This window comes from Roseibium sp., from assembly GCF_048261595.1.
Lineage (GTDB): Bacteria > Pseudomonadota > Alphaproteobacteria > Rhizobiales > Stappiaceae > Roseibium.
Window position 1 is genome coordinate 166,281 of record NZ_JBLXFW010000004.1, and the last position, 16,084, is coordinate 182,364.

Sequence of the window (16,084 nt, forward strand, 5' to 3'; positions counted from 1 at the left end):
AGGCACGACACTACAATGCGAATTCTGATGCCGTGCGCGGCGTTTCCACCCTTTATCGACGGTGGTGGGCCCGTTTCATCGATGATGCTGGCCAAAATGCTGATCGGGGAAGGTCATGACGTTCGTGTCGTCCATGTGTCGGACGAGGATCGACACGAGACCTACGAAGGCATTCCTGTCCACCGTATCAAGTCGCTAAACCTCTACTGGAACTACTATGAACCCCGGCCTACATGGCAGAAGATGCTCTGGCATGCCCTGGAAAATGGCAACCCTAGAGCGTTCTTTGCAATGTCGCGCGAGATCGCGGACTTCAAGCCGGATCTTGTGCTCACCGTCAGCATCGAGAACATCAACGTTGCCACCTGGGCAGCTGCCAAGGCAGCCGGTGTGCCGGTGGCACATACTGTCTTCAGCTCATTCATGATGTGCTGGAACGGCGTCATGCAGAAAAATGGCGAGGATTGTCAGGGACAATGCCGGGGCTGCCGCGTGACGTCATTCGGCAGACGGCAACTATCCCGTCTGGTCGACACGTTAATCGGGGAGTCCCACGACATCATCCAGCGGCATCTGGACGAAGGTTATTTCCCGAATGCCGAGTCCGCCCGGATCCCGGCTGCGATCGAAGAGGTTTGCGCTACCGAACCGCGTCCTTTTCCAAAGGACCGACCGTTCCGGATCGGATTTCTCGGCGTTCACACGCGTTTCAAGGGGCTAGGTGTCCTGGCCGACGCTGCACGTACGTTGAGCGATGACTTGAATATCGAATTCGTCATCGGCGGAAAGGGCCAGGGACCGTTTGCAGAAGAAGTACGCACCCGCTTTCCGCAAGATCGCACCAGGTTTCTCGGATGGACGACGCCCAAAGATTTCTTTCCTCAGATCGACTCACTTGTCTATCCGACACTCGGACGCGAAGCCTTCGGACGGGCCTCAATCGAGGCATTTTCCCACGCAGTACCCGTCATTTCGACTGATCGGGGAGGCGTTGCCGAGAATATCGACAACGGCGTGAACGGCTACCACTTTGTATCTGAGAATGTTGCCGCACTGCGTGAACGCATCGAAGCAATCGCGAGCGACCCACGGGCCTACGTCCGGATGTCCGAAGGCGCCCTTCGATCCGCACATTTATATCTCAAGCCTCATGTGGGCCGCGAACTGTCCAAGACACTAGAAGCAACCTTCGACCGTGTGACCGCCACGAAGAATGCTACGGATTCCGTCAAATGAGGCAATTGCTCGGCTTTCTTCAGCAAATCAGCGTCATGAATTTCATCTGGTCGATGGGGAGCCGGTTCGGGAGCACAGTGCTGAGCTTTCTGGTGCTGTATGCTGCCAGCCACAGTCTGCCGACAGCCGAGTACGGGCTCTACATCTTTCTATTTTCGGTCGGTAGCTCACTCGGGCTGATTTTCGTTTTCGGGCAGCACGTTCTTCTCGTGAAGCATTATCGGTTAGACGGTCATGCAAGGGGCGAAACCAATCAGGGTATCCTGCTTGCCAACGCGTCGTGGCTGGCTTTCGGTAGCGCGGTTCTAGTGCTCGCCGCGAGCGTCACCTGGGCCTACGCAGATCGATTGGAAACGCCCTACAACTCGCTTCCCATTGCCTTCCTCTTCGCAGCAATCTTCGCGTTGAGCGAATATTTTCAAAATTATTTCCGGATTCACGGGCGGATCGCACTCGCATTGGGACCGCGCGAGAACATCTGGCGGATCCTATGCGCCATGGCACTGCCCGCATTGGCCTATTCCGGATACATGACGAGTGGCGCTACGGCGGCTGAGGTCGTAACCCTTCTCCTCGGCGTGACTGTCACCTACCAGTTCGTCAAGTTTTTGCAGTTTGAGGGCATCGGATTCATCTGGCGCCGCGACGCTCTGCCGTCACGGGACATATGGCGCACGTGGAGAACCGAGACAGGGTTCTTCACCGCCAACAGCTTCTTTAATTCGGCTGCCAGCTACTTTGAAACCATCCTAATCGGGCTGCTTCTGGACCTGGAGGCTGCGGCTTTCTACTTTGTCGCTTTTCGTATCTCGATGCTTCTGACCCTTCCAGTTCTCGCCATCGACACGGTCGGAATTCCGCTCATTTCGGCATGTTTTCAAGAGAACGATCGCCGTGGGGCTCAGAGGATCACCGCATTTTTATCGGCGGGCAGCTTTGCTCTCGCATTGATAGGCGGCTTGTTCCTCTATTTCTTCGGCGGCTTTATCCTGAGTCAGTTTGACCCGAACTTTGAACAACACTTCGGGATCCTTCTGATCCTGTGCCTGGGCGCAATCACGAGTGCGTTTTTCGGCCCTGGAACATGGCTGATCATGATCGGCAATGGCGAGAAATATCTGCTCGTCATGCGGACAATCGTATTTGTCGTCTATCTTGCCGCACTCGGCATCCTTGGGTACGAACTTGGCCTTGCCGGTGTTGCAGTCGCCAGCTGGCTGCAGCTGCTCGCTGTTCACCTTTTCAGCCGTCGATGGGTCATTCGACGATGGCAAGTAGACAATGCGGCAACATCGTTAATCGCAGTGCTGTCCGATAAATCCTCGAAAGGCAGTACCCGCAATGGGAATGTTCAGGACACTCCCTGATGTGGAAGCTTGCCCATACAAGTGACTTGAAGGCGATACATCCTTGAGCGACTCGATCCTCCCATATGAACCGGTCGCATTCGGAGCAACCAGCGGCCTGATCCACGGCGGCACGGGCCGCACCGGGGTCGTGATTTGCAACGACTGGGGTTTCGAGGGGACCTGCGCCAGACGTTCCTTACGCATCCTCGCCGACCGGCTGGCGGGCCTCGGGTACCCGGTTCTACGCTTCGACTATCCGGGGACTGGCGAGTCTCTCGCATTACCTCTGGACGTTGATGGTCTGCAGATTTTCGACGACACCCTGGCGCAAGCCTCGGACATCCTCAGAATTCGCCGCGGGGTTACCAAGGTCATTTCGGTCGGCCTCGGTTTCGGTGCCGTTCTGGTGGGCAATGCAATCGCACGGCAGGACGATCAGGCTGCGGGTGCCGTTTTGCTAGCTCCTGTGTTGAATGGCCGGGCCTATCTGCGCGAACTTCAGCTCCGTGCATCCATGATTGCCGAGGTGACCGGCGTCAGACCAGAGCCACTGCCAGACGGTGCGTTTTCAGTCGCGGGTTTTGTGATGAGCCCCGGGCTGGCAGCGGAGATCAAGTCGCTGCGTATCTCCGCCGAGCAATTTCCGCGCGACTTGCCGATTTTGGTCTTGAACCGTGGAGGGCGCGAAAACGAAGCCGACTTCGCCAGCAAGATCGCAGCGCGAAACCCAGTCAATCGAACGGCAGTCTTCTGGGGTTATGATGACCTGATGACTGATCCGACCGCAGCCAAAGTCCCTCAGCCGGATTTCACGGCGGTCGCAGAGTGGATCAGGACCCAATTTCCTCCAGAGGCCGCATCAGCTGCTCAGAGCGGACCAATCGCCCCGGCCATGACCGGAGCGGGCTTCGTCGAAACCATTCATATAATTGGTCGAGAAAACCAGATGGTCGGTACCTGGTGCTGTCCTGAGCGTGGACAGACGGGTCCGGCAGTCGTGTTTTTCAACGCCGGTGGTACGCCTCGCTCGGGATGGGCAGACCATGTCCGGACGACGGCTCGCCGGCTCGCGCAAGACGGCATAGCGTCCTTGCGGATTGATGTTTCAGACGTCGGCGATAGCCACCCAGCCTCGCAAGGAGATGAAATAGTTCACTATAGCGAGTGTCAGCTTCATGATATCTCCGATGCGCTTGACTTCGTCGAGACACGCGGCGTGCGGAGCGTGGTTGCGGCAGGAACCTGCAGCGGAGCATACCTGGCCTTGCGAGGTGCGATTTCCGACCAGCGGATCGCCGGAATCGTTGCGGTGAACCTGCAGCGCTTCCTCTGGGACCGGCGCGAGGATGTGGAACAGGCGCTTCGCTTCGATCATACGGATACCGGCGCATACGCCCGAAAACTGCTCGACGCCTCCAAACTGAAGAAGCTTTTCACGGGACAGGTTTCCGCTCTGTCACTGTCCCGATTTCTCGCAACGAGGGCCCTTCGTTCGCTGGAGAGCAGGACTGCGCCGTATCTCTTCGGTCTATCCCCATCTTCCCGTATCTATCGGCGGGTCAATTCCGAACTACGAGATCTCCGGGACCGAAACGTGAGGATCGACTTTCTGTTCAGTGTTGGCGACGTCGGCATTCCGCATATGGAGAGAGTTCTCGGAAAAGACGGCCGGAACGCGGCTGCATTTCCCAATCTGGACCTCACATTCATCCCTGACGCCGACCACAATCTCACGCCGGCGCCGGCTCAAGAGATCTATTACGCGAAGATCAAATCAGCCGTAGAGCGGATTTCCGGGTCAGACGGCGCCCGGGCTTAGGCAAGTAACTATCCGCCCGGAGGCGTAATGCCTGATCAGACCCGTCGTGGTCCAACTGCGTTGAGCGCCGAGACCTGCACGGACGGCTTACCTTCGAACGTTGCACCGGCACTCGGACGAAGACTGACACGTTTTTCGGCTCCCGGCGCCAAATGAAACCAGTTGTCAGACAGGCTGAAACCGTCGGCCCTGAGATGAACCGAGCGAAGACACACATCCGTCTGCAACCTCAAATGCCAAGTCTGGTTTTCGCCTTGCTCAAGTTCAGCGGTCAGGTCTGCCTGAACCCGGTCATCCCTGAAACTGTCGGGGAAGTGGAAGCTCTCGGCGACAACCCCGCCGCTTGCCGGGTCGAAAAGCCGGGCGATCGTCACATCGTGGGACAAGGGTCCAAAACGATAGGCATAGGTGAAATCGAAGAAGCTACCGAGGACATCAGTCGCCGGCATCCTTGAATTCGACCGGCCCGGCAGGTCCAGTTCCTTCCGGCATGAAATCACCGGCGTGCGCCCATCCCGCAGACACGTCAGTGTCAGAACGAGATTGCGGTCCTCAGGCGTTTCGTTGATGAGATGAACGTCAAGACCGTTGGTACCCTCGTCGCTCATGAAGACCTGCAAAGGACGGCAGGCCCGCTTCATGACGTACCAGACCGATTTCGGCGTTCCCAAGGCGTCGATCAGCCCCCAGCCCGGTCCTGGGAGCAGATCCTGAAACGTCCAGACAAGCGCGCCCTGGCAGGTTGAAGCGGCACGGCGCCATTCGCCGATCGTCGCTTCCATCACTTCCGCGGTCACGGCACGCGATAGATCGAGATACCGGTCCGGATCGGAATAGCGAAGCCTCGCCGGGTCGAAACCGTAAAGCGTCTTCAGATAGAAATCACGAACGTCTTCGAAGTCCCAGCCGGCACCCCGGTCCCGAGGAACCCGCGCCTTCCATGCCGGGTCATGCCCAGGCCTTGCGGCCAGGTGGCTCTCCAGAGTTGCGGCCTCGGGAACATTTGAAAAGGCAAGACACTCGGCTGCGAAGCGAACTTCGGCTCTGCGGGCATCTTCCAAAGGCCGCTGATAGGCGCCAACGCCATAGTAATGCGCAACACCTTCGTTCGGCGAAAACGGCAACGCTCCCTCACAGGGGGAGTTCGGCACATAAGGCACGTCGGCGCGCAGGTCCCCGGCAACGGCCGGGAGGATCTCTTCGCAAAGCGGCCCCTTCCATCGGTCTTCTGACAGGCCCAACATTGCGCCTTGCTGATAGATTTCGCTACCGCCGCACAAGACTGCCAGGGATGGACACCCCTGCAGCCGTTCAAGGAAGTCCGTTGCCTCAGTCAGGACTTCGGCCACAAACGCCTCGTCCTTTACCGGGTAGTCGTAGTTGGCGAACTGGAAGTCCTGCCAGACCAAAATGCCGAGTTCGTCGCAAAGCTCGAAAAACGCACGCGTCTCATAGGTCATGGTGCCGCCGATACGGAGCATGTTCAGCCCCGCATCCCGCGCCATCTGGAGAAGCGGCCGATATGTTTCCATGTCGCCGGAAAGATTGAGAATGTCGGCGCAGGTCCAGACCGCCCCGCGACAGAAAACCGGAGTCCCGTTGACCTTCAGACCGAATCCCTTGCCATCGCTTCCGCGATCAACTTCGAGCAGGCGGAATCCGGTGCGGCCAAGGTCAATGCGCCTGCCATCTACGGTCAGCACGACGTCGTGCAGCACTGGCGCCCCGTGGGTGTGTGGCATCCACTGTTCGACAGAAGGTAGTCGCAAAACGCCGGAAAAATGATCGCCGCCGGCGCGTGCGAGCCGTGTTTCCTGGCCAGCGCAGTGTAGTACGACGTCTTCGAACGTTCCTTTCAGGCAAACAGAAAGTGACAACTCGCCGTCGCCGTTTGGCAGGAGACTGGCGGTCATCCGGGGAGCGCTACAAACGAGCGGCCGCTTTTTACGCAGATAGATCGGGCGCCATGGACCGACGGCATGGACCTCCGGACACCATCCCGGCATATGCCCGAGCAGCGTCGTGCGCACCAGCCGCAGCCCTTGTGACGTCGCCAGCTGCGGACGCCATCGCGCGCGCCGACCTTTCTGCTCCAGTTCAGGCGCGAGAGCCCGAAAGCAGATTGTCAGCTCGTGTGCTCCACTGAGCTCAACATCCACATCGAAAGAGCGGAACATGTTGCGTGTGGCAATCAGGAGATGGCCGTCCAGATAGACCTCTGCGATCGTTGCCAGGCCGTCGAGAACCAATTGCCATGAGCCCGGTTCTTGAACCTCGAACGAGGCCGTGTACCAGGCGTCAAGATGATGCAGGGGTTCGGGCCGCTCGACGGAATACCGCCCCGCCTCCGCCAGCGTACCGGCAACTGTTCCAGGCACTGAGGCTGGCAGCCATCCCGTCACGCTCGAGAGCTCGTCCACCGAGGCAATTGCCCCTGCCCCGGTCAAAGCCATGCGCCACCCGCTGTTCAGCAGAACTGGCTCATCACCTTCGAAACCCAACTGGTGCGGCATATCAGGCGGCTTCGCGGTCGTTCTTGGCAAGACGGTTGTTGAGCGTGTCGATCAGGGTATCCCAAGCTTCAACGGCAGGCTGCAGCGAGCCTTCGAGCTTGTCGAACTTCTTGCGCATGACCGCACGGGCAAGTTGGAACTGGACTGCCTTGCAGGCCGTGGAGATCTGCCGCGCTGTGTCAGCCGCTGTTTCGAGACCACCAACGCCGTTTTCACCGAGCCAGTCGAGATGGGCCGAGAAAAGTTCGTAGTTGGCACCAAGCTGACGCAGCGTGTTGAATGCATAGAGATGGAAGAACTCGAACGGCCTTTCGGCAACCTGTTCAACCTGACCGGCGAACTGGCGTGCGAAGACTTGGATCGGGTTTTCCGTCGGAGCCCGGCGAAGATGGCCTTCGAGAAGCCGAAGCGCAGCGCGCACGAGCTCGGTAGTGTCCGGCAAGCTCTCCGGCAGCTTGACGAATTCGGTATAGGGCAGCAGGGGAAGAGCCTGGGCCTTGTCGCCGCGATGAAAAACACCGTCGAAATCCTCGCCCTCGAGCCGGTGAAGGCCAAGGTTATGGAAGTAGTCCATGGACCGGCCTTCGATGTCGAGGCGGTTGATGGCAACGGTGGTCTTGCCGTGTTCCTTGCGATAGGCCGTCCCCTGCGTGTCCGGCAGATAGAAACTGTCCAGTTCCACGAGGCACAGGCGGCCCCGCTTCAGCTGTTCCAGAACATGGAGCTCGACACGGTCGTAGATCGCCAGTTCCGTGACGCGGAGACCATATAGGCTTTCCAGATCTTCCAGCGGCACCTTGAAAAAGGTGAACTGATCGCCCTCGAAGTCCTGAGTCACGGCAAAGCCGAGACAGGCCTCCGGCGGCAGCTTCAGGCTCGCCAGAACCTCGATCCAGATGTCGAGATAGCAGTTCGTTTCCGGCCAGTCGCGCGTCATCGCGTGAAGCGGGTGACGATCATAGGCTACCGGATTCAAACCGGGAAAGATCTGAAGGTCCGCCGGACTTGTCATCAGTTCCCCCAGAGAGCTTCGCGGACGGGTTCCGGCCACTCATTGGTGTTCAGACCATGGTGGGCGAAGAGCGCAAGAGCAACGCGCTCCAGACCGAACCCGACGCAGGCCGTGTGAGCAACAGCACCATCCGCGGTCTTGAGGCCCCAGGTCGTGCCGAAATGGTCCTGGTGGTAGTTGAACGACAGGCAGGCGGTTGGCTTGGCCGTCGATGTCACCGGAACGAGCAGCTCAAACTTGAGGTTCTGGTCGCGCTGGTTGTTGGACAGCATTTTGCCTGCACGGCCGAAGAACGGATCGTTGGCAACGTCGATCTCGACCGGCAACTGCAGGGTTTCGATCAGCTTGCGACCCTTTTCCATCCAGGCTTGGCGGAAGGCCATGACATCTTCCGGGGCACCGATACGGACATACTCGCGCATGCGGAACAGCTGCATTCTCGCTGGGTCATTGGAGGGTTCATGGCGGAAGCAATAGGACTGGAGATCGAACAACCCGCCGCCCTGTGGCAGAGGTCCGCGCTTGGCCACGACCGGGTAAAGCGGATAGCAGGCTGCAGGTGTAAGAACGATGTTGGTCGCATCTTGCCCCTTGGTCCAGTCATCGCCTTCTGCCATGCACTGCAGCAGGTTCATGTGATCCAGCTCACAGCCACAGAAGCTGTGAACCGTACCCGCCAGCTGCGGGAAGCTCTTCATGTAGCCGGAGCCCTCGAAGTGGGCCCGGTTCATGCCGGGAGGAAAACGGATTTCCTCGGCATTCTGGTCCTGGCCGAATTTGCTGACGAGAGCTTCGAAGCGCGCAATGACGTCTTCGAACGCGCCGGAGCGCCCGTAGAGACCTTCAACGCCGGTATCGATCAGGAGCCCGCTGTCGAAGAGACGATTGAGAAGTGAAGTCTGCATGTCCATGGCTCACCCCAACAGGCTGGTGTCTTGCTTGTTGACCAGAAGCATCGTCGACGTGTTGCCGAGGATTCGGTCGTTCGAAATCATCAGCTGAGCGGAATGGGCGTCGCGCAGATGACGGCTGAGGCTGAAGGGCGTCCCGTTCTTGTAGCCAAGAATGCCGCAGATCAGCAGGCACTGGTTGATGATGCTCAGGATCGTCTGAGAGGACGCGATCTTGACGTTGTTCATCGCAACGGCAAAGCCCATGGACGACAGCTTGTCTTCATCCCGCTGGGCTGCATCATATTGCTGCAAGGCCGAAAGGACGTTGGATTTGACCAGCTGAAGGTCCGAAGAGACTTCAGCCAAGCGCAATGCTCCGGGGGGAACCGTGCCGGGCGCACGACGGGCCGCTCCGCGCACAAACGCCTGGGCACGGGCAACTGCATCGGCAGCAATGCCATACCAGACAGCGCTCCAAAGAATGTGCGAGTTTGCCAGCATCGATTGAGCCGCGATTTCGGCAAAAGGCTTGGGGAGAACCTGCTCCGCCGGAGCCTCACCCTTGAACAGGAAGCCATCCGAACAGGTACCGCGCATGCCCATCGTGTCCCAGACATGGGTCTGGTCGAGCGTGTATTGCCCCTTGACGAAGACAGTCATCATCTGGTCGCTCGCCGCCGCATCCGGATTGGAGCGGGAGGTGACCATGATGGCATCGGCTTGCCTGCCGTAGGAGATGACGGTTGCGTCTTTTTCGAGCCGTGCAACACCATCGGCGACTTCGAGGGCACAGATCGAATTGCGAAGGTTGCCGCCGATGCCGCCTTCGGTCGTTGCGGAGGCAACGAGCAGCTGTTCGTTCGCCACACGTCGCATGAACCCCTGATGCCATTCAGCGTCCTGCCCATGTGACACCAGGCTGGACAACTTGATCTGATGCATCGCGAAGACCATCCCGGCGGCGGCGCAGGCCTGACCGAGGATGGAACAGACCTCGGCGATTTCCGCCGTGCTTGCGCCTTCACCGCCGCATGCCGTGGGAATCTGCATCCCGAGCAGACGTTCGCCTTTCATCGCCTCGACGGCTTCGGCAGGGAACCGGCCCTGCACATCCACGTCATCGGCATGTTTGGACGCGACCGCCGCTGCGCGACGGGCACGTTCCACCACGGACATGGCCGTGATCGGGCCGGCAACGTTCATCTCAAGCGACCTGGCGATCGTCGGTGATCTGAGACAGGGTGTCGGCGATCGCCGCAATCGACGAGAAGGACTTGCGGGTCAGCAGGTTCTCGGGAATTTCGACATCGAATTCTTCCTCCAGCGCCAGCATCAACTGGACGGAGGCAAAGGAGGTCAGACCTGCTTCGTAGAGGTCTGCCGAGTCTGCGAGTGTATCGACGGCGACGGGCAAGCCGCCGTGTTTGGCCAGCAGCTCTCTGATCTTGGATGTCATAGTGGCAATTCCCTGTCGTTGTTTAGGTCCGGCACAATACGCCAGCCCACTTCCCTTGGGATAACTAACTATGACATATTAGATAAATACCGCTTAAGTTACTTGGTTAATTTATGTATAACGTTGAATTACGATTTATTTACCTTAATAAAAATATAGAAAATCATTAGATTTAAGAACGCCTCCAAATTCACCCCCCGCCTCCGAGCCTCCCTCGGCGGACATCATCTCGTTTTATGAGCGCATGAACCACCACAACCGCAATGAATAGTAGAGCAAAAAGCTCACGGAACTCATATAACTCTGCGGAAAGTTTACGTTCCTTTTCCATCAATGGTGGCACTGTGAACAGTCCGAAGACCGGGATCGATGCAGCATAGGCCGATGCGGCCAGCCACCCCACTAGCGGATGGGCGATGAGGCCGAGGTAGAGCAACCCGTGCACGGCTGTTGCCGCGGTTGGTTGCATCAGCGGATACAGTGCCTGTAAAATTAAGACACTCTTCCCAATTTCGACCCGAGGCAAGGTATTTCCGGCTAACGTTCGAGTGCCTGTTTCCCTTCAGACCGGACAGGCGCACAGGTCCTGATGTCCGACAGACACACGCAGCTGACCCGTGTCCATTTCCCGCCAGCGCCGGGATTTCCAGCTGTCCAACCGCAAGGCATCGACACCCATTTCGGACGCCGCCTGAAGCCAGCCAGACAAGAGTTCTTTCTGAAATGCGCCAGCGCCTGTTCCGGTATCCCAATCGGACGATCCGGTGACGACCTCGTAGCCGGCGGCCCGAAATAGTTCCGCCGCGCGGGACCATGCGTATGGCCCCAGCGCGGCCCCGAACCCCTTGTCGGTTTGCTGATGCCGGTTCATTGCCTGCCGGATAACGTCATCCAGTGCGTCGGCCGGCTCACACCAGGACCGGCCATCATAGGAGAGGCTCGCCAGAAATGGCTTTCGGGAAGCAACCACCTTTTTGACCAGCCGCTCGAGAAACCCATCCGTAACTAGGTCCAAGAATGCGGAGGTTGTGACCGCATCGAAGGCCTGGAAGTCCAGGGTATCGAGCTCGCGCGCGAGATCGAGGCAGACAGATTCAATAGCGTCCGTCCCCGGCCCGCCGTCATTGAAGCGCCCTGCGGCCACACTCAGCAGGTTCTGATCATTGTCGACCAGCGTCCATGATGCCCGGGACTGGAGCTTTGGCCCGAGCGCAGCGACAGTCGAGCCGGCGCCACTAGCCAGATCCAGAAGTCTCAAGGGTTTCTGCGTGCCGAGGAAACCTATGAAGCGCTGCTCAATGCGACTGTTCCTGACTGCAAGGTCAAACGGCTCGCGAAGCGCCAGCCAATCGGCAGAGAACCCGCTCATGTTACCCCCTCCAGAACATTGCCGAACGCCTTGGCTGCAGCTTCCCACGTGGGGAAATCCCGGCTCGCTAGAAATGCGCGCTGTCGCAGATGTTCGCGCTCGGATCGATCGCAGATCAGTCGTCCGAGCGTCGCCGCAAGCGCCTTTAGGTCACCGGTTTCGCAGTACAGGGCACCCTCGACGTTCAGCGTATCACGTACGGCGCCCTCGCCACTGCCGACGACGGGGAGTCCATGCGACAGCGCTTCGGTGTAGGCCATGCCGTAGCCTTCGTAGTTGCTCGCAAGCGCGAAAAAGTCTGCTGACCGGTAGAACTCCGACAACCGGCTCGAAGCGACTGCCCCGTGGAAGGTCACCCGGCTCGAAAGTTCAAGGTCAGACAGCAATTTCTCAAGCTCATCGAAACAGCGCAGGTCTCGACTGGTGTCCCCGACGATATCGAGATGCCAGTCGAGGTGTTTCAATCCGCCCAGCGCCTGGAAAAGCAGGTCGTAGCCCTTGCGGGGCACGATAGTGCCCACGGAGAGGATCCTGACCTCTTCACCATCACTCGGGCACCCCAACGCCGTGCGATCAGTGCCGGGGTAGATCGTGTGAACCAGATCCCGGCTGATCCCAAACATGTCCACTACTTGCAGCGCTGTTGCATCACTGGTCACAATGACCTCGGAGGCAAATGAAAGCGCCTTGCACTCAGCTTCCTGCATGCGCGCCGCAACATCTGCAGACATGCCGTTCTCCATACAAAGCGGATGATGGACCAGGGCGACAAACCTTCGCGATCCGGCATGTTCGCGCAGCACTTCAGCCATACAGCCGAATGCCAATCCGTCGACGACCAACGTTGCAGTTTGCGGAAGTTCCGCGATCAGTCTACCAACATGCTGAAGGGTCACTTGATCGGGCATGGGATACCCGTCGCCGAGGGGAAGAAGCTCTATGTTCCAGGCAAGTTGCCGAAGTCCGTCGATGATCCTGCGATCATATGCATAGCCCCCTGTCGGTGTCTCAAGATCACCCGGATAGGCGAAGACCACCGTCCGCGTGTCAGGCAATTGGAGCCTCATACCAGGCGCGAGCAACATGGGACTCCGAGATCGTGATCCGGATCCTTTCGATCTCGTCGCCAGAACGACCAAGCTGCCCAGCTCGCGCGACCGATGCCAAATGGTCGTGAACATGCTTTGTCAAGAATTCGGTCGTCGTATTGACACCTGCGAACTGCGGCAGGTCATCCAGGTTCTTGTAGTTCAGCGGCCCCAGTACCTCCTTCAAAGCCTCATGCGCACGACCGATATCAATCACGACACCATTCGAATCCAGGGTCTGAGCAATGAAAGCGGCGTCAACGACAAAGGTCGCTCCGTGAAGCGCCTGCGCGGGACCAAACAGCTCACCTTTGAACGAATGGGCGATCATGACGTGGTCACGAACCTCAACAGCAAACATCAGGCGATTATTCCTTCTAGAACCTATGGGTAGACAAGAACCGGCATCAGCGCATCTGCTTCACCGGAAAGGAGTTCAGGGAGCCGGCCCGGGCTCTCATGGAATGAAATTTCATGGCTGAGCAACAGGTCGAGGCGGGGGTCATCCAACAAAGACAGGGCGAGAGCAAGGCGACGGCGAAAATCCCATCGTGGCTGTCGTGCCGAAGGGATGGTACCGACCTGACTGGATTTCAGCGCCAGGCGCCTTGCGTGAAAATCCGCCCCGAGAGATGCTTCGACCTTGCGGCTCCCATACCAGCTCATCTCGATGACGGTCGTCCCTGTTCCGGCAGCCCGCAAGGCCGTTTCCAATCCTGCCGAGGAGCTGCTGGCATGGAAGACAAGATCCTGATTGGCGGGCACCTTCTCCGGGAGGGCGAACTTCGCACCCAATGCCGTCGCGACGTCGCCTCGTTCCGGGTTCTTGTCGACAACGGTTACCCGCGTTCCCGGGATCCGCGCAGCGAGGTAGGCTGTCAGCAACCCGACCACCCCACCTCCGACCACGCAGATGTGATCCCCTGGTGAGGGCAATCCATCCCATAAAGAGTTGAGGGCGGTCTCCATATTGGCCGCGAGGACAGCGCGTTTGACCGGGATCTCCGGCGCTAACTTGTGCAGAGTATCTGGAGCAGCAACAAAATGGGTTTGATGAGGAAACAGACCGAAAACGTTGCGACCAAGCAGTTCCTCTGGACCAGACTCGACCATGCCGACACATGCGTAGCCGTATTTGACCGGAAAGGGGAAGGCTCCCTCCTGGTTCGGTGCACGCATGCGATCCCACTCGCTTTCTGGGACAAGGCCCGAGAAGACTGTGCTTTCGGTTCCCCTGCTCACTCCGGTCGCCAAAGTGCGAACAAGGCATTGCCCGGGCTGGCGCGCCGGCACGGGTGCCTCCCTGAGATCCAGCTTGCCCTGACCCGCGTACCAAAGCGAAGTGGCGAGTCGGGGCCTATTGGCCTCAGTTTCGTGATTTGCCATCAATTCACCGCAGTTATGACGTGGTTCTGCAAAACATACTTTGGATCGTTATTACTGCGCACTAATGACATGTGCTTCACCATCAAAGGACACAAATATGCGTGATGTCGCGGATCTTCACGGCACCGTGCAAACGCCTCATCAGGCCATGATGCGTCGCATCGTTTTCGCCACCCTGGTCGTCGCGAGCATATGTGGGCTTGCATTGCTTATGATGCAAACCCTCTCACCCGGCGGGATCGGTGTGCTGAAGGGTTTAATGTTCGGCTGCTTTCTCGCCACACTGCCATGGACGGTAATCGGCTTCTGGAATGCGGTCATAGGCCTTGCCGTCATGTGGCTGAGCCGCGATGCGGTATCGGCGGTTAGCCCGGTGCAGGCGGACCCACAGAAAAACATCGAAACGTCCCGCACCGCTTTGCTCTCATGCATCCGCGACGAAGATGCCCAAGCGCTTGAAACCCGCCTTGGCTCCATGTTGGCGGGATTGTGCGAAACCGACGATGCAGGCCGTTTTTCCCTCTTCATTCTCAGTGACAGTTTCAAGGACGACATCGCGGTGCACGAACGCGCAGCTGCGAAGCGGCTGCAGGATCGTTGGGGACAACAGATCGAGATAATCTATCGCCGAAGAACCGATAATACCGGTTTCAAGGCTGGCAACATCGCTGATTTCGCCGAGCGATGGGGACATGGCTACGACTACGCCATCCCTCTCGACGCCGATAGCTATATGTCCCCGGAGGCGATACTTGATCTCGTCCGACGAATGGATGCCAACCCGCACGTCGGAATCCTGCAAAGCCTCGTCGTCGGCCTTCCGGCACGCAGCGCCTTCGCAAGGGTATTCCAGTACGGAATGCGGCTCGGAATGCGTTCCTATACGATCGGAAGCGCATGGTGGCAGGGGGATTGCGGTCCATACTGGGGCCACAATGCGATCCTGCGGCTCAAGCCCTTCATGGACCACTGCAGTCTGCCGGTCTTGCCGGGCAACGGGCCTCTGGGCGGCACCATCCTCTCCCACGATCAGGTTGAAGCGGTATTGATGCGCCGAGCAGGATACGAAGTGCGTGTCCTGCCGAAAGAACAGGGCAGCTACGAGGAAAATCCGCCTCATCTGCTGGAGTTCATTCGGCGAGACCTGCGCTGGTGCCAGGGCAACCTTCAATACATTAAGCTGCTCACCCTGCCAGGCCTGAGGCCCGTCAGCCGCGTGCAGCTTTTCCTCGCCATCCTTATGTTCATCGGATCACCCGCCTGGATCGGCTTCATGTTCAGTGCGGCTCTGGCTGGACTCGTCGAGGGAGAAGGGCCCCTGTTCCGATCGGACAGTGGTTTCACGCTTTTCCTTGTCATCATGACGATGGTGTTCGCTCCGAAGCTGGCAACAATGGCTGACATTCTCACCCGCCCCGATTTGCGTAAGGCATTTGGCGGAGCGCACCGCATCGTCGCGAGTACGTTTGTGGAGATCGTCTTTTCCTCGATGCTGGCCCCGATCATGGCAATGGCGCACACCCTGTTCATGGGTGGCCTTCTGTTCGGCAAGACCATTGGTTGGGGCGCTCAGGGACGGGACGTGGAGCAGCTCTCTTTCGCTCTGTCAGCTTCGAAACTGTGGCCCCAAACGCTATTCGGGCTTCTGGGTGTTGCCTGGCTGTCGACACAGCCGCTGGAACTTGTCTGGCCGGCCATCCCGATCGCGATTGGCCCGCTGCTGGCCATCCCCTTCGCCATGGCAACGTCGACACCCCGCGTTGGCGATTTGCTGGTCCGAAGCGGGTTCTGGCGGATACCCGAGGAGACCGCGCCTCCAGCTGAACTCTTCGCTCTGCGCCTACCCGCCCTGCAGCCGGAAGCATTCCACATCCGCCCAGAGGCAAACGAGGACAGCGCGCTGGCATCGCAATCGGAACCTATTCGCCTGAAGGCATAAAGCGCACGTCCCAAAAACAAAAAA

Annotated in this window: 13 protein-coding genes; 4 read left to right on the top strand and 9 right to left on the bottom strand. The window is 58.7% G+C overall.

Translation table 11 applies throughout. The features are described 5' to 3' along the window. The first annotated feature begins 15 nt into the window (after nucleotides 1–15). From ACN0SY_RS14320 to ACN0SY_RS14330, 3 genes are read left to right on the top strand one after another with little or no spacing between them, the layout of a single operon-like run. Nucleotides 16–1,236: a glycosyltransferase gene (locus ACN0SY_RS14320; RefSeq protein WP_417688214.1), complete on the top strand. Its 1,221-nt coding sequence runs from the start codon at nucleotides 16–18 to the stop codon at nucleotides 1,234–1,236. After that, nucleotides 1,233–2,603 carry a lipopolysaccharide biosynthesis protein gene (locus ACN0SY_RS14325; RefSeq protein ID WP_417688216.1) on the top strand — a complete coding sequence of 457 codons (1,371 nt, stop codon included), beginning with the start codon at nucleotides 1,233–1,235 and terminating at the stop codon, nucleotides 2,601–2,603. Before ACN0SY_RS14320 ends, ACN0SY_RS14325 begins: the two co-directional genes overlap by 4 nt. Before the next feature lie 43 nt (nucleotides 2,604–2,646). Beyond that, a complete protein-coding gene (locus ACN0SY_RS14330) occupies nucleotides 2,647–4,404 on the top strand; it encodes an alpha/beta fold hydrolase (protein WP_417688218.1) in 1,758 nt (585 codons plus the stop codon). 35 nt (nucleotides 4,405–4,439) lie between these two features. Here the strand turns inward: ACN0SY_RS14330 and ACN0SY_RS14335 are convergent, their stop codons facing one another. The 9 genes from ACN0SY_RS14335 to ACN0SY_RS14375 form a co-directional block, all read right to left on the bottom strand. Further along, nucleotides 4,440–6,917 carry a glycoside hydrolase family 2 protein gene (locus tag ACN0SY_RS14335; RefSeq protein WP_417688220.1) on the bottom strand — a complete coding sequence of 826 codons (2,478 nt, stop codon included), beginning with the start codon at nucleotides 6,915–6,917 and terminating at the stop codon, nucleotides 4,440–4,442. Between the two features lies 1 nt (nucleotide 6,918). Further along, nucleotides 6,919–7,929, bottom strand: coding sequence for a DUF1839 family protein (locus ACN0SY_RS14340; protein ID WP_417688222.1), 1,011 nt, complete (start codon nucleotides 7,927–7,929; stop codon nucleotides 6,919–6,921). Beyond that, the gene (locus ACN0SY_RS14345) at nucleotides 7,929–8,840 is read right to left on the bottom strand and encodes an amino acid--[acyl-carrier-protein] ligase (protein WP_417688224.1); all 912 of its coding nucleotides are present in this window, start codon (nucleotides 8,838–8,840) and stop codon (nucleotides 7,929–7,931) included. The genes ACN0SY_RS14340 and ACN0SY_RS14345 overlap by 1 nt, the downstream gene beginning before the upstream one ends. Before the next feature lie 3 nt (nucleotides 8,841–8,843). Beyond that, entirely contained in the window at nucleotides 8,844–10,025 is a 1,182-nt protein-coding gene (locus tag ACN0SY_RS14350; protein WP_417688226.1) for an acyl-CoA dehydrogenase family protein, read from the bottom strand. 1 nt (nucleotide 10,026) lies between these two features. Then, nucleotides 10,027–10,278: an acyl carrier protein gene (locus ACN0SY_RS14355; RefSeq protein WP_417688228.1), complete on the bottom strand. Its 252-nt coding sequence runs from the start codon at nucleotides 10,276–10,278 to the stop codon at nucleotides 10,027–10,029. A 562-nt stretch (nucleotides 10,279–10,840) separates the two neighbouring features. Further along, nucleotides 10,841–11,647: a class I SAM-dependent methyltransferase gene (locus tag ACN0SY_RS14360; protein ID WP_417688230.1), complete on the bottom strand. Its 807-nt coding sequence runs from the start codon at nucleotides 11,645–11,647 to the stop codon at nucleotides 10,841–10,843. Beyond that, nucleotides 11,644–12,702, bottom strand: coding sequence for a glycosyltransferase family 4 protein (locus ACN0SY_RS14365; protein WP_417688232.1), 1,059 nt, complete (start codon nucleotides 12,700–12,702; stop codon nucleotides 11,644–11,646). The genes ACN0SY_RS14360 and ACN0SY_RS14365 overlap by 4 nt, the downstream gene beginning before the upstream one ends. Further along, nucleotides 12,695–13,096 carry a 6-pyruvoyl trahydropterin synthase family protein gene (locus ACN0SY_RS14370; RefSeq protein ID WP_417688234.1) on the bottom strand — a complete coding sequence of 134 codons (402 nt, stop codon included), beginning with the start codon at nucleotides 13,094–13,096 and terminating at the stop codon, nucleotides 12,695–12,697. The genes ACN0SY_RS14365 and ACN0SY_RS14370 overlap by 8 nt, the downstream gene beginning before the upstream one ends. Nucleotides 13,097–13,119: 23 nt before the next feature. Continuing rightward, nucleotides 13,120–13,977 carry a zinc-dependent alcohol dehydrogenase gene (locus ACN0SY_RS14375; RefSeq protein ID WP_417688236.1) on the bottom strand — a complete coding sequence of 286 codons (858 nt, stop codon included), beginning with the start codon at nucleotides 13,975–13,977 and terminating at the stop codon, nucleotides 13,120–13,122. Between the two features lie 241 nt (nucleotides 13,978–14,218). On the opposite strand from ACN0SY_RS14375, the gene mdoH reads away from it, so the two are divergent. After that, complete coding sequence (gene mdoH, locus ACN0SY_RS14380) at nucleotides 14,219–16,060, top strand: glucans biosynthesis glucosyltransferase MdoH (protein ID WP_417688238.1); 1,842 nt, start codon at nucleotides 14,219–14,221, stop codon at nucleotides 16,058–16,060. The last annotated feature ends 24 nt before the right edge of the window (nucleotides 16,061–16,084 follow it).